Source organism: Rhizobium sp. 57MFTsu3.2 (genome assembly GCF_012932765.1).
Lineage (GTDB): Bacteria > Pseudomonadota > Alphaproteobacteria > Rhizobiales > Rhizobiaceae > Rhizobium > Rhizobium altiplani.
This window is the reverse complement of the sequence record NZ_JDWI01000016.1, coordinates 21,988-39,187: the sequence shown is the minus strand read 5'-3', so window position 1 is coordinate 39,187 and position 17,200 is coordinate 21,988. Positions and strand designations below refer to the sequence as shown.

Sequence of the window (17,200 nt, the reverse complement as noted above, 5' to 3'; positions counted from 1 at the left end):
ATGGACACGGCGGATGAAAACCGCTAACGCAGTGCCATGATCAAGAGAGCGGTAAATGTCATCGAAAACGGTGTCCTGGAGTCTGCGAAACGGACAATCGGCACCGAGAGGCGGGCGCTTGAGGCCCTGGAGCGAGCTTTTGACGACGGCTTGGCCGGGCCTTTCATGCGGGCCGTCGAGACGATCAACGGCGTCACCGGTCGCGTCATCGTTACAGGCGTCGGCAAGAGCGGCCACATCGGTGTGAAGATCGCGGCGACGCTGGCGTCGACAGGAACGCCGGCCTTCTTTGTCCATGCGGCCGAGGCAAACCATGGCGATCTCGGGATGATCGGCACGACGGATATCGTCCTTGCCCTTTCCAAGGGCGGCGAAAGTGCCGAGCTTCGCAGCATCATCGGCTATACGCGCCGGTTCTCGATTCCGCTGATTGCCGTCACATGTTCCGAAAGATCGTCGCTTGCCACGGCATCCGACATTGTCCTGTTGATGCCGAACGAGGAAGAGGCCTGTCCGCATGGGCTGGCTCCGACCACTTCGACGCTGATGCAGCTCGCCATGGGCGATGCGCTTGCCATCGCGCTGCTTGAGGCACGAGGCTTTACGGCGCGCGACTTTCACGTGTTCCATCCGGGCGGCAAACTCGGGGCGAGTCTCAGCCATGTCGCCGATATCATGCATACGGGCGATCGCGTCCCGTTGGTGGCCAAGGGAACGCCGGTGCCGCTGGCGATCTCGACGTTGTCTCGGAAGCATTTCGGCTGCGTCGGTATTCTGGACGACGATGAGCGCCTCTGCGGCATCATCACGGAAGGCGACCTGGCACGCAACCTGACGCGCAACCTCTCCGAGCTCGTTGTCGACGATATCATGACGCGGACACCAAAGACGGTGAAGCCGACAGTGCTGGCAACGGCCGCGCTTGCCATGCTCAACCAGCACAGCATCGGAGCACTGATCGTGGTCGACGACGACAACCGCCCGATCGGGCTCGTGCACTTCCATGATCTGCTTCGGATCGGCGTGGCCTGATCAGACCTGTTCTACCGTCAGATCGCGCCCGCTGCTCGCCACCACCTTTACCTTGGTGCCTACAGGCAGGTCCGGGCCGTTTACGAGCCAGAACGTATCGTCGAGGCGAATACGACCGCGCCCTTCGCGGATGGGCTCCGCCAGCGTCGCGGTGCGCCCGATGAGGCTTTCGGCCCGCTGATTGAGGAAAGGCTGATCGGTTTCACCGTGCTGCAGGGTCAGCTTGCGGCCGACCACCGTTGCCACGACTGCAAGAAGCGCAAAGAGGATGGCCTGAACCTGCCAAAGCCAGAAGCTGCTGTCCCAGAACAGTAGCGACAGCATGCCGACGATAAGGGCGGCAAGCCCGATCCAGACAAGGAAGACGCCCGGCGCGATCAATTCTGCGGCCAGCAGCACCAAGCCGGCGATCCACCAGCTCCAGGGTCCGAGTTCCGCGACGAGGCTGGCGATCATGGCTCAGCGCTCCGTTGGCGGGTTGAAGGGGTTGACGGCCGGGGTGGTTCGCGGGGTTGACTGCTGGCGTGGTGGTGGCGGCGGCGTCGGGTTGTCGCCGAAGACCTCCCTGGCGATCGCTCCAATGCCGCCAAGCGAGCCGATGATGGACGAAGCCTCGACCGGCATCAGCACGACCTTCGAACTACCGGCGGTACCGATCGCGGTGAGAGCTTCGGTATATTTCTGGGCTACGAAATAGTTGACGGCCTGAATGTTGCCCGATGCAATCGCCTCCGACACCATCTTGGTTGCCTTGGCTTCTGCTTCGGCGAGGCGTTCTCGAGCCTCGGCGTTGCGGAAGGCGGCTTCGCGCTGACCCTCGGCCTGCAGGATTGCCGATTGCTTGGAGCCCTCGGCACGCAGGATCTGAGCGTTACGGGAGCCTTCGGCCTCCAGCACCTGCGCGCGCTTCTCGCGTTCGGCCTTCATCTGCCGCGCCATGGCGTCCACCAGGTCGCGTGGTGGCTGGATGTCCTTGATCTCGATGCGCGTCACCTTGATGCCCCAAGGCCGGACGGCATCGTCGACGACGTGCAGCAGCCGGTCGTTGATGGCATCACGGTTCGAGAGCAATTCGTCGAGATCCATCGACCCCATGACGGTACGGATGTTGGTCATCGTCAGGTTCAAGACGGCATTCTCGAGGTTCGCGACCTGATAGGCTGCCTCGGCGGCGTTGAGGACCTGGTAGAAAGCGACGGCGTCGGTCGAGATGGAGGCGTTATCCTTGGTTATAACCTCCTGGGTCGGCACGTTCAGGACCTGTTCCATGACGTTCATGCGGGCGCCGATACGCTCGATGAAGGGGGTGATGAGGTTGAGGCCGGGCTCCAGCGTGCGCGTATAGCGGCCGAAACGCTCGAGGGTGTAGCGGTAGCCCTGCGGCACGATCTTGATGCCTGCAAACAGCACGAGGATGACGAAGATCACCAGTGCTATGACGACGATATCGAAGCCACTCAGAACCATGAAACTCCCCCGCGATAGAATCGACTGATGCAACCTTAGACGAGCCGGCCTGAAACGCCAGCATCTTCGGCTGGCGAAGCTATCCGGTTTATGGATTCGATATGGGATGTCAGTCGACTATTCACAACGGGAGCGCTTTGCATTAGAAGGCGCGCAGGAAATACCGGTCGCAGCCCACCCGGTCAAAACAAGGGATCCTCATCATGAAGACGATCGTCATCTGCTCCGGCGGATTGGACTCCATTTCGCTCGCCCATCGCGTGGCGGCGGAGCATCAGCTTATCAGCCTGCTTTCCTTCGATTACGGACAGCGCCACCGCAAGGAACTGGACTTTGCCACAGCCTGCGCCAAGCGGCTCGGCGTACCGCACCAGATCATCGACATCCGCACCATCGGCCGGCACCTGACGGGTTCGGCCCTGACCGACGATGTCGACGTGCCCGACGGCCACTATGCCGAGGAGACGATGAAGGCGACCGTGGTGCCGAACCGCAACGCAATCATGCTTGCAATCGCGTTCGGTCTCGCAGCGGCCCAGAAAGCCGACGCGGTCGCCGTTGCCGTGCATGGCGGCGACCACTTCATCTATCCCGATTGCCGCCCGGGCTTCATCGATGCTTTCCAGGAGATGCAGAACCAGGCGCTGGATGGCTATGCCAGTGTTTCGCTGCTCGCTCCCTACGTCAACGTCTCGAAAGCCGATATCGTTACCGATGGTGCGAAATACGGGACGCCATTTGCCGAGACATGGTCCTGCTACAAGGGCGGTACGCGCCATTGCGGACGGTGCGGCACCTGCGTCGAGCGGCGCGAGGCCTTTCATCTGGCCGGCGTCGCCGACCCCACGGAATACGAGGATCCGGATTTCTGGGTGGCGGCCACAGCAGGCTATTCGGCCAGGGAGGTGAAGTGATGTTTCGCATCACCAAGGAGTTTCACTTTTCCGCGTCGCATCAGCTGACGCATCTGCCCGCCGATCACCAGTGTGCTCGCCTGCACGGTCACAACTATATCGTCGTGGTGGAACTGGCCGCCGCCGAACTCGACGAGAACGGCTTCGTTCGAGACTATCAAGAGCTTTCGCCGCTGAAGCGCTACATCGACGAGCGCTTCGACCATCGGCATCTGAATGAGGTGTTCGGCCATGATCGCGTGACCTCGGAATATCTCGCCAAGCACTTCTACGACTGGTGCAAGGAGCGACTGCCGGAGACTTCCGCCGTGCGCGTCAGCGAGACACCGAAGACCTGGGCGGAATACCGACCGTGAGCGGGGCTCGCGAGGCCCAGATCCGCGTCAGCGAGATCTTCGGGCCGACGATCCAGGGGGAAGGCGTCCTGATCGGCCTGCCGACCGTCTTCGTTCGCACCGGCGGCTGCGATTATCGCTGTTCTTGGTGCGACAGCCTGCATGCTGTGGATAGCGAGTATCGCGATCAATGGCTGCCGATGACCGTCGATGGCATATGGGCGGAGGTGACGCGGCTCTCCGGCGGCAAGCCTCTGATGGTCTCGCTTTCGGGTGGCAACCCGGCGATCCAGCCGCTTGGCGGTCTGATCGCGCATGGGCATGAGCAAGGCTACAGATTCGCGCTGGAAACGCAGGGGAGCGTCGCCAAGGAGTGGTTTGCCGATCTTGATGTGCTGGTGCTGAGCCCGAAGCCGCCCTCGAGCGGCATGGCGACGGATTGGGATGCGTTCGAGGTCTGTCTCAAGATGGCGGCCTGCGGGCCCGATATCGCGCTGAAGATCGTCGTCTTCGACGACCGCGACTATGCCTATGCCCGCGAGGCGGCGGCGCGCTATCCCGATCTGCCCGTCTATCTGCAGCCGGGGAACCACACGCCTCCGCCGCCTGACGACGACGATGCGCGCGTCGATATCGACGGTATCATGGACAGGATGCTGTGGCTGGTCGACAAGGTGACCGAGGACCGGTGGTTCGAGGCCCGTGTGCTGCCCCAGTTGCATGTTCTGCTCTGGGGCAACAAGCGCGGCGTCTGATCAGGCCCAGCCGAGCAGTTCGCGGCGAACGACCTTTTCGAGCACTCGCATGCCATCCTCGCTGTCGTTGAGGCAGGGGATGTGAGCGAACTTCTCGCCGCCATTCTCATGGAAGGAATGAGCGGCCTGCTCGGCGATTTCTTCCAGTGTCTCCAGACAGTCGGACACGAAACCGGGGTTCAGAACGGCGATCTTCTTGACGCCGTCTTGGGCCAGCTTCTCCACCGTCTTGTCGGTATAGGGCTGCAGCCACTCTTCCGGCCCGAAACGGGATTGGAAGGTCACCATGAACTTGTCTTCCGGCAGTCCCAGCCGTTCGCGCAGCAGGCGGCCGGTCTTCTGGCACTGGCAATAATAGGGATCGCCAAGCTTGAAATAGGACATAGGAATGCCGTGGAAGGAGGCGAGTACCATGTCCGGCTGCCAGTCGAGCGTCGCCAAATGGTTCTTCACCGAATTGGCAAGCGCTTCGATGTAGGTCTCGTCGTCGTGATAGTCAGGGACGGTCCGCAGCGCCGGCTGCCAGCGCATCTTCAGTAGCTGCTGGAAGGCCTTGTCGTTGACGGTTGCCGTCGTTGCGGCGGCGTATTGCGGATAAAGCGGGAAAAGAACGATGCGATCGCAACCCTCGTCCTTCAGCGCCTCGATGCGCGATGGAATCGAGGGCGTGCCATAGCGCATTGCCCATTCCACCTTCACGTTTGGCAGGTCCTTCAAGCGTTCGGCCATGAGATCGGACTGGTTGCGCGTGTAGGTGCGCAGGTAGCTCTCGTTCCTGTCCTTGTTCCAGATCGTCTCATAGGCCTTGCCCACCTTTTGCGGGCGCGTGTTGAGGACGATGCCGAAGAGGATCGGGTACCACTTCCAGGGTGACCACTCGATGACGCGCTTGTCGGTCAGGAATTCCTTCAGGTAACGGCGCATGGACGTGTAATCGGTGCCATCGGGCGTGCCCAGATTAACGAGCAGGACGCCGACCTTGCCTGATTTGACGGGCGGGTGGTCCACCGGGCGGTGCGCAGTTTCAATGGTCGTCATTTAAACCCTTGGTGTCTTGTCTGACCGGCTCACACGCAGCCGGACTTCGGTGGTTCACCCTATAGAAACAAAAGCCGGTCCGCGGAACCCCGGACCGGCTTTCAGAATCGAGACAAATCGTCTTACTTCGACGGAATCTGCAGTTCCTTACCGATCGTCAGGTGGCGTGGCGCCGGCGTGCCGTTGGCGTCGGAAATCTTCTTCCAGAGCGCGCCCTCGCCATAGAACTGCTTGGAGAGATCCCAAAGCGTATCGCCGGCGGCGATGACGTGGTTGGTCGGCGTATTCGGGGCGAGCGCTGCCGGAGCTGCCGCGGTGGGTGCCGTAGAAGCGGCCGGTGCTGCCGGGGAGGCGGGCGCGGCCTGTGCGGGTGCCGTCGTGGCAGCTGCCTGGGTACCGGAGGCTGCGACTTCGGTCACGCGACCGTCCGTATAAGGCTTGTAGGGCGAGTGCGCTGCAAGATATTCGGCAGTCACGTCGGCGAGGTCCGGTCCGAAGTCGTAGGCATTCTTGCCCGCCGTCTCGAAGATCGAGTAGCCATCGCCACCTGCACGCATGAAGTTGTTGGTGACGACGCCGTAGGTCTTAGCATCGTCGAGCACCACATAGGCGTCGCCTTCCTTCGCTTCGACGGAAACGAGGCGGCTGCCGGCAGGTTTGGTCTTATCGAAGGTGTATTTCAAGCCCGATACCTGAGGGAAACGGCCGGCGCCCTGTTCAATCTGGCTCAGGCCATTTTCGAGAGCCTTGCGGATATCGGCACCCGTCAGCTGGAAGGTCGCCAGCGTGTTCTGGAACGGCAGCACGGTGATGACTTCGCCCTGAGTGACGTCGCCGGCATCGATCGAGGCGCGCAGACCGCCGCCATTCTGGATGGCGACGCTCATGCCCTGGCTCTTGCCGCGGTCGAGCATGGCGTCGGCGACGAGGTTGCCCATTGAGCATTCCTCGACTCGGCAGACAGTGCGGTCGCCTTGGATCGGGGCTTCGCTGGAACCGATGACCTTCTTGCGCAGTTCTTCGATCGGCTTGGCGAGTTCGGCGATACGCGCGGTGAGGCTCGGATCCGGAGTGAAGGAGAAATCGATCAGGATCGGGTCGCCCTTGGCGTCCTTGACGACGCCGTTGTCATCGAAGGTGACGACGAGGTCGCCGAGATACTTGCTGTACGATGCCGCCTGAACCACCGGCACCTTGTAGCCGCCGGGATTGTCGACCATCGTCGGGTAGGGGCCTTCCGCCTTCGGGTCGGTGTTGGACAGCAGGCTGTGCGAATGGCCGCCGACGACGACGTCGACATCGGGGATCTTGGCGATGGCTGCGAGGTCGCGCGGATAGCCGACATGGGTCAGCGCGATGATCTTGTTGATGCCTTGCTTCTTCAAGTCTTCGACGGCCGCGGTGATGGTCTGCACGTCGTCGGCGATCATCACCTTCGGGCCGGGCGAGGACAGTTCTTCGGTATCGTTGGTCACGGCGCCGACGATGCCAATCTTCTGGCCGCCGACCTCGAGCACCAGCGAAGGCTTGATGCGATCGCCGAGCTTGGAGCCGTCACCGGCCAGGACATTGGCCGAAATGACTGGGAATTGCACCTTGTCGAGGAAGGTCGCCAGGCCATCCTCGCTGTCGTCGAACTCGTGGTTGCCGACGGTCATGACGTCGAACTTCATGTCATTCAGCATTTCGGCTTCGACCGCGCCCTTGTAGGTCGTGTAGAAGAGCGATCCCTGGAAATTGTCGCCGGCATTCAGCAGCAGCGTGTTCTTGCCGTTCAGGGCGGCGCGACGCTGGTCGATCGCGGTCTTCAGGCGGGCGGCGCCGCCGAAGCATTCCTTCTTGCCTTCTTCCTCGGCCGAGCAGGTGGAATCGAACTTGTTGATCGACTCGATGCGCGAATGGAAATCGTTGATGTGAAGGATATTGAGTTCGTAATCGGCAAAAGCGGCGCTGCTTGACAGCGCCAACATCGACGCGGTCAACAGACCGAACTGAAAATTCGTCATCCTGCTCTCCTGATTTTTCGGCGAAGCCATATCCCCTGCGCTCCGCCGTCCCTAGGTGATCAATGTTTCCACCAAGCATTTAGCGGCGGCAAGAGAAAAAGCTGTGACAGAAGCGGCGCATTCCAAGGGCGGTAAACGAAAAACCTCGCGAGAGGCTGCTTTCAACAAACCCTAGAGCTGCTTTCTTTTTTCGAACGAGGAAAATCCGCTCAGGCTGCGAACGCAGTCATCCTCTGAAACCGGCTTGTTGAGAATTTGAGGACGGCCAGCGTGATCTCGCGGCAGCAACGTGACGTCAATCGGTCGCCCGACCCCGTTCTATAAATAACGGCGGTCGCGTCCTCGGGGCCTTTTGGCAGACCAGAACCATTTAGTCCAACGCAAATCGAACCTTACAGCTCTACATGCGGCGCGTAAGCGTGAATTGGGAACCGGCGTCGGAGGTGCAATTGAGCTGGCTCTGGGTCACCAGCGCGCAGTTGACCTTGGATTGCGTCTTGCGCACCAGCGAGGTCATGTTGATCTCGACCAGCGACGGGGAGGTGTTCACATAAGTGCCCGACGCGAGAAGCTGGTTGCTGTCGGTCGTGCGCGTGGTGAAGGTTCCGGCCTGGAATGTGGAGATGATGCCGTTCGGATCCGACCATGAACCCTCAACGCCTGTCTGAGCCGGGGTTGCAGCGACCGGTACCGGGCGCGGCGACGACGTGGTGCAGGCGCTCAACGCCGCGGACGCGCCGATGAGGACAAGGAGGGGTCTGATTCTCATGAGTTTCTCCCGGGGCTTCGGAACGAGAACTATCCGTGTGGTTGTGAAACACATGGCGCGAGCCGGTAGTTAAGGCAAGACTTCAAGGTCTCATGACGGCATTTATACAGCAGGCGTTACAAAAATGCCCGCCGCAAGGCGGGCATCTTCAAATGCGGTTCGGGCTGGCATCAGCGAACGAGGATGTTCTTGAACTGCCACGGATCCTTGGTGTCGATCTCTTCCGGGAAGAGCCCCGGGCGACCTTCCAGCGGCGTCCACTCGGTGTAGTGGCCTTCGACCGGGCCGAGGTACCGGCTCTGCACCTCGAGGCAGCGCTTGTAGTCGATTTCGTCGGCTTCGACGATACCGGCCGTCGGATTTTCAAGGGCCCAGACCATGCCGGCGAGAACGGCGGAGGTGACCTGCATGCCCGTCGCGTTCTGGTAAGGCGCGATGCGGCGCGTTTCCTCCAGCGACAGGCGGGAACCGTACCAGTAAGCGTTCTTCTCATGGCCGTAGAGCAGGACGCCGAGTTCGTCGATGCCGTCCTCCAACTCGTCCTCGTCGAGAACGTGGTGAACCGGCTGCGGGTTGCCGCCGTTGCCGAACATCTCATGCATCGAGAGAACCGCGTCGTTCGCCGGATGGTAGGCGTAGTGGCAGGTCGGACGGAAGGTGACTTCGCCGTCCTTGTCGCGAACGGTGAAGAAGTCGGCGATCGAGATCGCCTCGTTGTGCGTTACGAGGAAGCCGTACTGCGGACCGGGGGTCGGGCACCACGTGCGGACGCGAGTGTTGGCGCCCGGCTGCTCGAGGTAGATACCAGCCTTGCAACCCTTCTTGTGCTTCTTGCCGTTCTTCGGCATCCAGTTTTCGTGGGTGCCCCAGCCGAGTTCGGCCGGCTGCAAGCCTTCGGAGATGAAGCCTTCAACCGACCAGGTGTTCCAGAAGACGTTAAGCGGCTTCGGATGCTTGGTACGCTGCGTGTCGCGCTCGGCGATGTGGATGCCCTTGACGCCGACCTTCTTCATCAGCTTCGCCCAGCCTTCGCGGTCGTGCTGATCCGGCTCTTCGAACTTCACACCGATATCGTTGGCGAGGTTGACGAGCGCCTTCTTGACGAACCACGAAACCATACCCGGGTTTGCGCCGCAGGTGGAGACAGCAGTCGGACCGCCCGGGTTCTTCGCCTTTTCCTTGCGAAGAGTTTCACGCAGTGCGTAGTTGGTGCGGTCGGCATTCTTCATGCTCTTGTCGAAGTAGAAACCGAGCCAGGGCTCGATGACGGTATCGATGTAGAGAGCGCCGAGCTTGCGGCAGAGCTTCATCAGGTCGACCGAACCGGTGTCGACGGAGAGATTGACGCAAAAACCCTGGCCACTGCCTTCGGTCAGAAGCGGTTTCAGCAGTTCCTTGTAGTTTTCCTTCGTGACATGAGCCTTGATGTGCTTCACGCCATGCTTTGCCATGATTTCGGTGTGATCTGCGTCGTCGCGCGGGTCGATGACTACCATCCGGCTCTTGTCGAATTTGAAGTGGCGCTCGATCAGCGGCAGGGTACCGCGGCCGATGGAGCCAAAGCCGATCATCACGATCGGGCCAGTAATTTCGGCATATACCGGGTGGGTTTGTTCCGTCATTCTTTCTTTTCTCCTGTGGAAGGCGACGAAGGCGATGGGCCTTTAGGAATTCATCTGGAAATTGCGCAGAGAATGCGAGATTATCGGCTCTAACCACAAAACGGCGTCACAATAAAGAGCAAGAGCATAAAACTCAGGCGGGAGAGAGGGTGTCCGCGAGCGCTCGAAGCTTCGCGACGAGTTCGGCCTTCTGCAGTATCAGACCTTTATAGGCCGCCTGCTGCTCATCGAGACTATCCAGCTGCGCGGCGAAGCTTCCGGCAAGTTTGGCGGCATTCGGGTGGTCGGCGATCGCGGCTATCGAATCGACATAGACGCGGATGGTAAACAGAATATCGCCCGACTTCGGCAGTTTGTGCAGCGTCTGGCGCTCGACGCGAGCAAAGCGCTCGGCGAGCGTGAACGGGTCGGCCGACGGCGGGCGGCGGTGTTTGGAGAGTGGCAAAAATAGTTCATCCGTGACGTTCACGGACCAGTTCAGCCGTTCCACAGGTTGCGAAACCTGCAGGTTATCGAAGATGCGGGTGATGAGTGTCGCGTTACGCGTACCTTCGCCGAAACCGGGCACGTCGGCGTGAATTTCCTGCATCGGGCGACCGAACTTCTCCTGCAGCGACCATGAGGACGGGAAGGCGACAAAGCCGGCGACAAGATGCCAGCCGTCTTCCCTACGTCGCATGATGACGAGATCGTCCTGCACCAGCAGGCCGGCACGCAGCAGGGGCGGTGCATCCCGCTCGGTTGCATGGGCAACGCTGTCGGCAAGCTTCGGATGATATTCCGCAAGATAAGCCAGCAGGAGATCGAAGACCTCCTGCTGTGCTTCCGCGGTATCCGCCTCGGCAACGAAGATCTCGTCGCGATGTGTCTCGATCAGGCGTCGTTTCTCGCCGACATAGCGGGCCCAATCGTCATCCGGCTCGATCCAGCGGCTAGGATCGAGCGGCATCAAACCGATGGTGAAAGGCCGGGCGGAGCCGCCATAGGGTGTATAGGTCAGAGGCGTCATGATCGCACTCTATGCCGCCAATGTCCCCCGATGGAAGACCGTCCGCCACAGACTGTCCGGATGGGGCCAGATTTGGCTCATGCCCTGACCCGACAAGCCCTCAGTAGTCCCAGAAGACCGGCACCCAACGAAAATCGTCGCCCTCGACTGCAACGTGGCCAACGGACGGGAACGGCAGATGAGTAGCCACCAGCAGTCCGCCGGTCTCCGCCAGCTCCCGCAAAAGTCGGACCCGGACGCGGGCCGCTTCTTCTGGATCGTGTTCGAAACCGTTATACCAGTCGGGGTGTTCGAACCCGACCGCGAACACGGCGTCGCCGGCAAACATCAGCCGATCGTTGCCGGACGCCACGCGGACCACGCTGTGCCCAGGGGTGTGACCGCCGGTACGTGTGGCGACCACGCCCGGCGCTACCGCTTGCTCTTCATCGAACAGCCGCAGATGGCTGCGGTATTCTTCCGTGAAACGTTTGGCGGCCGCCCGAAGCGCGTCCGGGAACCCCGGCGGCATCGAGACGCGGGAGAAATCGGGCGACTCCCAGAATTTGACCTCGGCGGCCGCCACGTGAATCCGCAGGTCCGGCCGCAGCCGTTCCTTCACTCCGTCGACGAGCAGCCCGCCAACATGGTCCATGTGCATGTGGGTGAGCACGATGTCGGTGACGGATCCAAGATCGATGCCAGCCGCCTCCAGTCGCTTGGTCAACTGCCCGGCCCGCGGCAAGTTCAAGTCCGGGTCCAATCCCAGCCCAGCGTCGATGAGTATGGTCTGCCCGCCGCTGCGCACCACGACCACGTTCAGCGCCCAGTCGAAAGCGTCCGGCGGCAGGAACATGTCCTTAAGCCAAGCCGCCCGGGCGGTCGGGTCGGCGTTATGTCCCAACATCGCGGTTGGAAGCGGCAGTACCCCATCGCTGACCACCAGCACGTCAATCTCACCGACCCGGACCGCGTAGCGCGACGGGACCAACTCTTCGGGCCGCAATCTTCCGGGCTGTGAGGTGTTGTTCTGGGTCATACCTGACTTCTGCTGACCCATCGTACCGCGTTTTGCTTCAGCCTGTGACATAATGCGCTCCTGTCTTTCGTGAGAGACATATCGGGCAACGGACCATGCGGACTCTATGGTGAAGCGTTTTGGCGGTCGAGGTACACCTAAGTTTGGGGCGGCCCGTGCTCCAAGTAGAGCACAGTGAATTGGCGGTGCGCCGGTTGTGAATCAGCCCTTTAAAATATCCAATCCCTCGATAGTCGTGGTGATGGCGACCTCGGTGATCTCGTATTCGGCGATGCCATGCACCGTGAAGGGATCTTTTGCGACGTAGGCCTCGATTTCGGCATGCTGACCGACCGCGAGCACCACGCCGCCAGTTCGCGGCACCTTGCGGCCGGAGGCGAGGAACCAGCCTTTTGCATAGCCTTCCTTGACCCAGGCCATATGCGGCTCCATATGCCTGTCGGCTTCCTCGTTCGGCTTCACATAGGTCAGGGCGAGGATGAACATCGCAGAATTTCCTTTCGGGGTGTTGTGTTCCGATGCATGTGAATATTCAATCGGCGCCGAGCCATCCATCTTCTTTTTTGAGCTCTGCGCCAAAGTGCGAACCATTGTTTGCAGCGTGCCCCGGAACAATTGGATGAACCAGATATCTGAGCGGCTTGCCGAATTGCAGGAAGAAAGCGCGGTCCTGATCGCCGTTTACGATCAGGAAGACCGGTTGCGCTATGCAAATGCTGCCTTTCGTTCGACTTTCGCCATCGAACCGGACGAGACTCCCTTGTGGTCGGAACTCATGCGGCGCAATACGAAGGCGGGCAAGGGGACGATCATTCGCACTGCTGATTTCGAGACTTGGCTCGTTTCCGCGCAATCGCGCCGGGGCAAGCTGCCGTTCAGGGCGTTCGAAACCGACGTCGTCGACGGTCGCTGGTTCTGGATGACCGAGACCGTGCAGAAAGACGGCTGGATGCTTTGTGTTGCTAGCGACATCACCTCTCTGAAGCAAAGCGGGCGAGACGTACGGCAGGACCGCGACTTTGCGCTGCGGGCCTCGCAGACGGATGAGTTGACCAGTATTTCCAACCGTCGCTTCATGATGGCGGCGCTGGAGAGCCTGATCGCGGGGCAGGCCTCTGCCAATCCCGGCACTGTGGGCTGCATCTGCATCATCGACCTTGATTTCTTCAAGCGCATCAATGACATCTATGGCCACCAGTTCGGCGACGATGTGCTGATTGATTTCTCACGCCGCGTGCAGCCGGTTATCCGCCGACGTGACAGCTTCGGGCGGATCGGCGGCGAGGAATTCATGTTGATCCTGCCGGATACGACCCTGGCGCAGGCCGAACTGATCATAGAACGCCTCATCGGAATGGTGCGCGGCGCGCGTCCTATACCCACCGCACCGTCCTTCTCTTACACCTGCTCTGCAGGGTTGGCGGAGTTGCGGCCAGGAGAGACGGCGCGCGAGGTCTATGCCCGCGCCGACGAAGCCCTGTATCACGCCAAGCAAAGCGGCCGCGATCGGTTGAAGATCGTGGCCTAGCTGAGGAGGCGGGCCGGTATCAGTCCGCGCAACGAATTACCCATATAGAGTGTTCCGGCTGTCAGATCGTGGACAGAGATGCGTCCAACCCGCGCCTTGCGCTGGCAGATCAACTCGGTGCGCAAGACGCCGGCGAGCAGGCCGCAGGAGATTGGTGGCGTGCGCAACACGCCTGATCCGTCGTCGAGAAAGACTGAGGTGATGGTGCCTTCGCAGACCTCGCCGCGCTCGTTCAGAAGCAGAACTTCGTCAACTTCGGACGACGGATAGTCGGCGCGTGCGGTCTCGTAGACACCACGGCGCGTCGTTTTCATCCGCAGCAATTTGTCGGCGGAATCGAGACGGGTTTCGGCAATCCGGACCTTCCATGTGGTGCCTTCTGGGATCGGCGCGAAGGGAGCCGTGGTGATCTCGATCTGCCCCAGCCGGTCGAGCGTCAGACGCGTTCGCCGTGCCGTTGTGGCGCAGCTAACCGCTTCTTTCAGTTTCGCGGTAGCATCCGTGGGGTCTGGAAAGCCGATGCGGCGCGCGGAGCGGGAGAGGCGCGCCAGGTGCAGGCGCAGCCTGACGAAACCGGCTTCGGGTTCCCAACGCAGTGTTTCGAGCAGCGAGAAGTCGTTCATCGCACGATCTCCTGATCGCCGATCGCAAACCGCGCTTTCAGCAGGCACTCCTCGTATTCGGCTTCGGCGGTGGAATCAAAGACGATGCCGCCGCCGACGTTGAAGACCGCCTTGCCATCGGAAAAGAGGCTAATGGTGCGGATCGCCACCGAGAAGCGCATGCCGCCGCCGGGCGCAATCATGCCGATCGCGCCGCAATAGGCGTCGCGCGGTGTGTCTTCCAGCGCGTGCAGGATCTGCATGGCACTGAGTTTTGGGGCGCCGGTGATCGATCCGCAGGGAAAGAGGGCAGCGAAGATATCGCGAATGGTCAGATTCGGAAGGAGTTTCGCCTGCACGTGGCTGACCATCTGGTGGACGGTCGGATAGGTCTCGATGTCGAAGAGTTTCGGGACATCCAGGGTGCCGACCTCCGTGATGCGCGAGATGTCGTTGCGCAGCAGATCGACGATCATGCGGTTTTCGGCTTGCGTCTTTATGTCGTCGCGCATCGCGGCGACGATTGCCGCGTCCTCGGTATCATCGGCCCCGCGTTTTGCCGTTCCCTTCATCGGATGTGTTTCGATCCAGCCCTCTTCGTCGGTGCGGAAGAAGAGCTCGGGCGAGCGTGAAAGCAGGATGGGGCCGCCGAGATCGACCAGCGCGCCGTATTTCACAGGCTGCCTCGAAATCAGCGACCAGAAGGCGGCGCGCGGATCGCCGGACCAGCGGGCGGTGATCGGCATGGTGAGGTTTGCCTGGTAGCAATCGCCCTGACGTAGGTGCCAATGCAGGCGATCGAATCGCTCTTTATATCGAGCAAAGTCCCAACCGGCCTTGGGCTCGCTCAGGAATTCGTCGTTTTCGCTGCGGTGTGTCTGCTGCGCGAGAGGATGGATACCGGCTTCGGGAGTATCGAAGACGCCGAAGGCGAGCAGCGGCGTCTCCCGGCCTTCAGGCAGGAAAGCGGCGAGCTTTTCCTCGAAGAGGTAGCCGGCTTCATAAGCCATGTAGCCCGCCAGCCATTTGCCAGCCGCTTTTGCCTCTTCCATACGGGCAAGGCCCGCAAGGAACTCGGCGCGCGTCCGGGCAATGATGATCTCCGACGGATCGGAAAAGAGCATCACTTGCCCGGTCGTGTCATCCCGGAACAGAACGTAGCGTTCAGCCTTGGTCATGCCTGCCTTTGGATCGAGAGCTTATGCGCTCTTATCAAGTGCTTCCAATTCGTCGATCAGCCCTTCGATCATCGACAACCCCTTGCTCCAGAACGACGGATCGGTGGCGTCGAGGCCGAATGGCTTCAAAAGCTCCGAATGATGCTTGGTGCCGCCCGCCTTCAGAAGCTCGAAATACTTCTCCTGAAAGCCCTTGTCGGCCTTCTGGTAGACGGCATAGAGCGAGTTCACCAGGCAATCGCCGAAGGCGTAGGCGTAGACGTAGAAGGGCGAGTGGATGAAGTGCGGGATATAAGCCCAGTAGGTCTCGTAGCCTTCCGAGATCTTGATCGCCGGCCCGAGGCTTTCGGATTGCACTGAGAGCCAGAGTTCTCCGATATCATCCGATGTCAGTTCGCCGGCCTTGCGGGCGGTGTGGACTTTGCGCTCGAACTCGTAGAAGGCGATTTGGCGCACGACCGTATTGATCATGTCCTCGACCTTCTGGGCAAGCATCGCCTTGCGCTCACGCTTGTCCTTGGTCTTGTCGAGAAGGGCGCGGAAAGTCAGCATTTCGCCGAAGACGGATGCGGTTTCGGCAAGCGTCAGCGGCGTCTGGCACATAAGCGCGCCCTGGGCGCCGGCCAGAACCTGATGGACGCCATGGCCAAGCTCGTGGGCGAGCGTCATCACGTCGCGCGGCTTGCCGAGATAGTTGACGAGCACATAGGGGTGCGCCGACGGAACGGTCGGGTGCGCGAAGGCGCCGGGCGCCTTGCCGGGGCGGACGGGGGCGTCGATCCACTGCTCGTCGAAGAAGCGCTTGGCGATTGCGGCCATCTCCGGCGCAAAGTTGCCATAGGCCGACAGCACCGTGTCCTTCGCCTCGTTCCAGGAAATCACGGCATTGGAGGTTTCCGGCAGCGGTGCGTTGCGGTCCCAGAAGTTCATTTGGTCCATGCCGAGCCATTTTGCCTTCATCTTGTAGTATCGGTGCGAGAGGCGGGGATAGGCTTCCTTGACGGCAGCCGCCAGCGCGTCGACCACCTCGCGCTCGACACGGTTGGCAAGATGCCTGCTGTCAGCAATGTCCTCGAAGCCGCGCCAGCGGTCCGAGATGTCCTTATCCTTGGCGAGCGTGTTGGTGATCAGCGCGAAGATGCGCAGGTTTTCCTTGAAGGTCTTCGCCAGCGCCATCGCAGCCTTATGGCGAACCTCAGGATCCTTTTCCTGGAGCATGTTCAGCGTGACTTCGAGCGGCAGCTTCTCGCCGTCGACCTCGAAGCGCAGGTCCGCCATCGTCTCGTCGAACAGGCGGTTAAAGGCAGCCGCCGAGGTCATCGATTTTTCTAGGAACAGCTGTTCGAGCTTGTCTTCCAGCTGATAGGGCTTGTCCTTGCGCAGGTCGATGAGCCAGGGTCGGTAGTGGCCGGCATCCGGGTCGTTTGCCATGCAGGCATTGATGACGGCGTCGTCGATGCGATTGAGTTCAAGCGCAAAAAACAACAGATGGCTGGAGAATTCGGTGATCTTTGTCTGGGCGTCACCATAGAGCTTGCCGTTCACCGGGTTCGATGTGTCGGAGAAATAAGTAAGGCCGGCAAAGGAGCCGAGGCGCCCGATAATGTCGTCCAGCGCCTCATACTCCTTCAGTGCCTGACCGATGCCCTCGGCGCCTTTTTTTGTCGCGGCATCGGCAAGCTTGCCCTTCCACTTCTCTTCGAAGGCGATTGCCTGTCTGCCGGCCTTCTCCATGTCGGCGGTAAAGGCCGTGGACGTTGCGGAGGGGTAGAGATCCTGCAGCTTCCAGGTCGGCAGTTCGCCCAGAGCGGCGTCGGTCGCGGAGGCAGCAGAACTTGCCGAAAAATTAATGGCGGTGCCGGAGAGCGTGTTTTTCATCATCGGGGTCCTCTTCCTCTTTTGCGACAGGCTTGACTGTCTATGCCGC

17 protein-coding genes are annotated in these 17,200 nt (G+C 60.8%); 5 read left to right on the top strand and 12 right to left on the bottom strand.

Features of this window, described 5'->3' with window-relative positions:
- The first annotated feature begins 36 nt into the window (after positions 1-36).
- A complete protein-coding gene (locus AF71_RS17580) occupies positions 37-1,032 on the top strand; it encodes a KpsF/GutQ family sugar-phosphate isomerase (protein WP_169682323.1) in 996 nt (331 codons plus the stop codon).
- Here AF71_RS17580 and AF71_RS17575 read toward each other — a convergent pair whose 3' ends face one another.
- Entirely contained in the window at positions 1,033-1,488 is a 456-nt protein-coding gene (locus tag AF71_RS17575) for an NfeD family protein (RefSeq protein WP_018859916.1), read from the bottom strand. It abuts the gene before it with no gap.
- A 3-nt stretch (positions 1,489-1,491) separates the two neighbouring features.
- Positions 1,492-2,499, bottom strand: a complete 1,008-nt coding sequence (locus AF71_RS17570; protein WP_018859917.1) for an SPFH domain-containing protein — start codon at positions 2,497-2,499, stop codon at positions 1,492-1,494.
- 203 nt (positions 2,500-2,702) lie between these two features.
- Between AF71_RS17570 and queC the strand changes: the two genes are divergently transcribed.
- The 3 genes from queC to queE are packed head-to-tail and all read left to right on the top strand — an operon-like array spanning position 2,703 to position 4,503.
- On the top strand, positions 2,703-3,413 hold the full coding sequence (gene queC, locus AF71_RS17565) for a 7-cyano-7-deazaguanine synthase QueC (RefSeq protein ID WP_018859918.1): 711 nt from the start codon (positions 2,703-2,705) through the stop codon (positions 3,411-3,413).
- Complete coding sequence (queD, locus tag AF71_RS17560; protein WP_018859919.1) at positions 3,413-3,769, top strand: 6-carboxytetrahydropterin synthase QueD; 357 nt, start codon at positions 3,413-3,415, stop codon at positions 3,767-3,769. Before queC ends, queD begins: the two co-directional genes overlap by 1 nt.
- The gene (gene queE / locus AF71_RS17555) at positions 3,766-4,503 is read left to right on the top strand and encodes a 7-carboxy-7-deazaguanine synthase QueE (protein WP_113470646.1); all 738 of its coding nucleotides are present in this window, start codon (positions 3,766-3,768) and stop codon (positions 4,501-4,503) included. Before queD ends, queE begins: the two co-directional genes overlap by 4 nt.
- Here queE and hemH read toward each other — a convergent pair whose 3' ends face one another.
- The 7 genes from hemH to AF71_RS17520 form a co-directional block, all read right to left on the bottom strand.
- Positions 4,504-5,541 carry a ferrochelatase gene (hemH, locus tag AF71_RS17550; RefSeq protein ID WP_169682321.1) on the bottom strand — a complete coding sequence of 346 codons (1,038 nt, stop codon included), beginning with the start codon at positions 5,539-5,541 and terminating at the stop codon, positions 4,504-4,506.
- Between the two features lie 122 nt (positions 5,542-5,663).
- Entirely contained in the window at positions 5,664-7,547 is a 1,884-nt protein-coding gene (locus tag AF71_RS17545; RefSeq protein ID WP_169682318.1) for a bifunctional metallophosphatase/5'-nucleotidase, read from the bottom strand.
- Positions 7,548-7,947: 400 nt separating this feature from the next.
- Positions 7,948-8,316, bottom strand: coding sequence for an outer membrane lipoprotein Omp10 (gene omp10 / locus AF71_RS17540; RefSeq protein WP_018859923.1), 369 nt, complete (start codon positions 8,314-8,316; stop codon positions 7,948-7,950).
- A gap of 170 nt (positions 8,317-8,486) precedes the next feature.
- Positions 8,487-9,938: a homospermidine synthase gene (locus tag AF71_RS17535; RefSeq protein WP_062373039.1), complete on the bottom strand. Its 1,452-nt coding sequence runs from the start codon at positions 9,936-9,938 to the stop codon at positions 8,487-8,489.
- 133 nt (positions 9,939-10,071) lie between these two features.
- Positions 10,072-10,947, bottom strand: a complete 876-nt coding sequence (locus AF71_RS17530; RefSeq protein WP_169682316.1) for a DUF3445 domain-containing protein — start codon at positions 10,945-10,947, stop codon at positions 10,072-10,074.
- Positions 10,948-11,047: 100 nt separating this feature from the next.
- Positions 11,048-12,016, bottom strand: a complete 969-nt coding sequence (locus tag AF71_RS17525; protein ID WP_169682314.1) for an MBL fold metallo-hydrolase — start codon at positions 12,014-12,016, stop codon at positions 11,048-11,050.
- Positions 12,017-12,166: 150 nt separating this feature from the next.
- A complete protein-coding gene (locus AF71_RS17520; RefSeq protein WP_018856047.1) occupies positions 12,167-12,451 on the bottom strand; it encodes a YciI family protein in 285 nt (94 codons plus the stop codon).
- Positions 12,452-12,584: 133 nt separating this feature from the next.
- Here AF71_RS17520 and AF71_RS17515 point away from each other — a divergent pair, with 133 nt between their 5' ends.
- On the top strand, positions 12,585-13,493 hold the full coding sequence (locus tag AF71_RS17515; RefSeq protein WP_169682311.1) for a GGDEF domain-containing protein: 909 nt from the start codon (positions 12,585-12,587) through the stop codon (positions 13,491-13,493).
- Here AF71_RS17515 and AF71_RS17510 read toward each other — a convergent pair.
- Genes AF71_RS17510 through AF71_RS17500 form a run of 3 tightly spaced genes read right to left on the bottom strand, consistent with a single transcriptional unit; the run spans position 13,490 to position 17,154 of the window.
- Positions 13,490-14,116 carry an aminotransferase class IV family protein gene (locus tag AF71_RS17510; RefSeq protein ID WP_169682309.1) on the bottom strand — a complete coding sequence of 209 codons (627 nt, stop codon included), beginning with the start codon at positions 14,114-14,116 and terminating at the stop codon, positions 13,490-13,492. The two genes, AF71_RS17515 and AF71_RS17510, sit on opposite strands and share 4 nt — an antisense overlap.
- The gene (locus AF71_RS17505; RefSeq protein ID WP_169682307.1) at positions 14,113-15,273 is read right to left on the bottom strand and encodes an aminodeoxychorismate synthase component I; all 1,161 of its coding nucleotides are present in this window, start codon (positions 15,271-15,273) and stop codon (positions 14,113-14,115) included. The genes AF71_RS17510 and AF71_RS17505 overlap by 4 nt, the downstream gene beginning before the upstream one ends.
- A 21-nt stretch (positions 15,274-15,294) precedes the next feature.
- Positions 15,295-17,154, bottom strand: coding sequence for a M3 family oligoendopeptidase (locus AF71_RS17500; protein WP_113470653.1), 1,860 nt, complete (start codon positions 17,152-17,154; stop codon positions 15,295-15,297).
- Positions 17,155-17,200 lie beyond the last annotated feature (46 nt).

What these genes read in the sequence shown, in the direction of transcription:
- AF71_RS17580 (WP_169682323.1), top strand. Translation starts at nt 37, where the DNA reads ATGATCAAGAGAGCGGTAAATGTCATCGAAAACGGTGTCCTGGAGTCT.
- AF71_RS17575 (WP_018859916.1), bottom strand. Translation starts at nt 1,488, where the DNA reads ATGATCGCCAGCCTCGTCGCGGAACTCGGACCCTGGAGCTGGTGGATC.
- AF71_RS17570 (WP_018859917.1), bottom strand. Translation starts at nt 2,499, where the DNA reads ATGGTTCTGAGTGGCTTCGATATCGTCGTCATAGCACTGGTGATCTTC.
- queC (WP_018859918.1), top strand. Translation starts at nt 2,703, where the DNA reads ATGAAGACGATCGTCATCTGCTCCGGCGGATTGGACTCCATTTCGCTC.
- queD (WP_018859919.1), top strand. Translation starts at nt 3,413, where the DNA reads ATGTTTCGCATCACCAAGGAGTTTCACTTTTCCGCGTCGCATCAGCTG.
- hemH (WP_169682321.1), bottom strand. Translation starts at nt 5,541, where the DNA reads ATGACGACCATTGAAACTGCGCACCGCCCGGTGGACCACCCGCCCGTC.
- AF71_RS17545 (WP_169682318.1), bottom strand. Translation starts at nt 7,547, where the DNA reads ATGACGAATTTTCAGTTCGGTCTGTTGACCGCGTCGATGTTGGCGCTG.
- omp10 (WP_018859923.1), bottom strand. Translation starts at nt 8,316, where the DNA reads ATGAGAATCAGACCCCTCCTTGTCCTCATCGGCGCGTCCGCGGCGTTG.
- AF71_RS17535 (WP_062373039.1), bottom strand. Translation starts at nt 9,938, where the DNA reads ATGACGGAACAAACCCACCCGGTATATGCCGAAATTACTGGCCCGATC.
- AF71_RS17530 (WP_169682316.1), bottom strand. Translation starts at nt 10,947, where the DNA reads ATGACGCCTCTGACCTATACACCCTATGGCGGCTCCGCCCGGCCTTTC.
- AF71_RS17525 (WP_169682314.1), bottom strand. Translation starts at nt 12,016, where the DNA reads ATGTCACAGGCTGAAGCAAAACGCGGTACGATGGGTCAGCAGAAGTCA.
- AF71_RS17520 (WP_018856047.1), bottom strand. Translation starts at nt 12,451, where the DNA reads ATGTTCATCCTCGCCCTGACCTATGTGAAGCCGAACGAGGAAGCCGAC.
- AF71_RS17515 (WP_169682311.1), top strand. Translation starts at nt 12,585, where the DNA reads ATGAACCAGATATCTGAGCGGCTTGCCGAATTGCAGGAAGAAAGCGCG.
- AF71_RS17510 (WP_169682309.1), bottom strand. Translation starts at nt 14,116, where the DNA reads ATGAACGACTTCTCGCTGCTCGAAACACTGCGTTGGGAACCCGAAGCC.
- AF71_RS17505 (WP_169682307.1), bottom strand. Translation starts at nt 15,273, where the DNA reads ATGACCAAGGCTGAACGCTACGTTCTGTTCCGGGATGACACGACCGGG.
- AF71_RS17500 (WP_113470653.1), bottom strand. Translation starts at nt 17,154, where the DNA reads ATGATGAAAAACACGCTCTCCGGCACCGCCATTAATTTTTCGGCAAGT.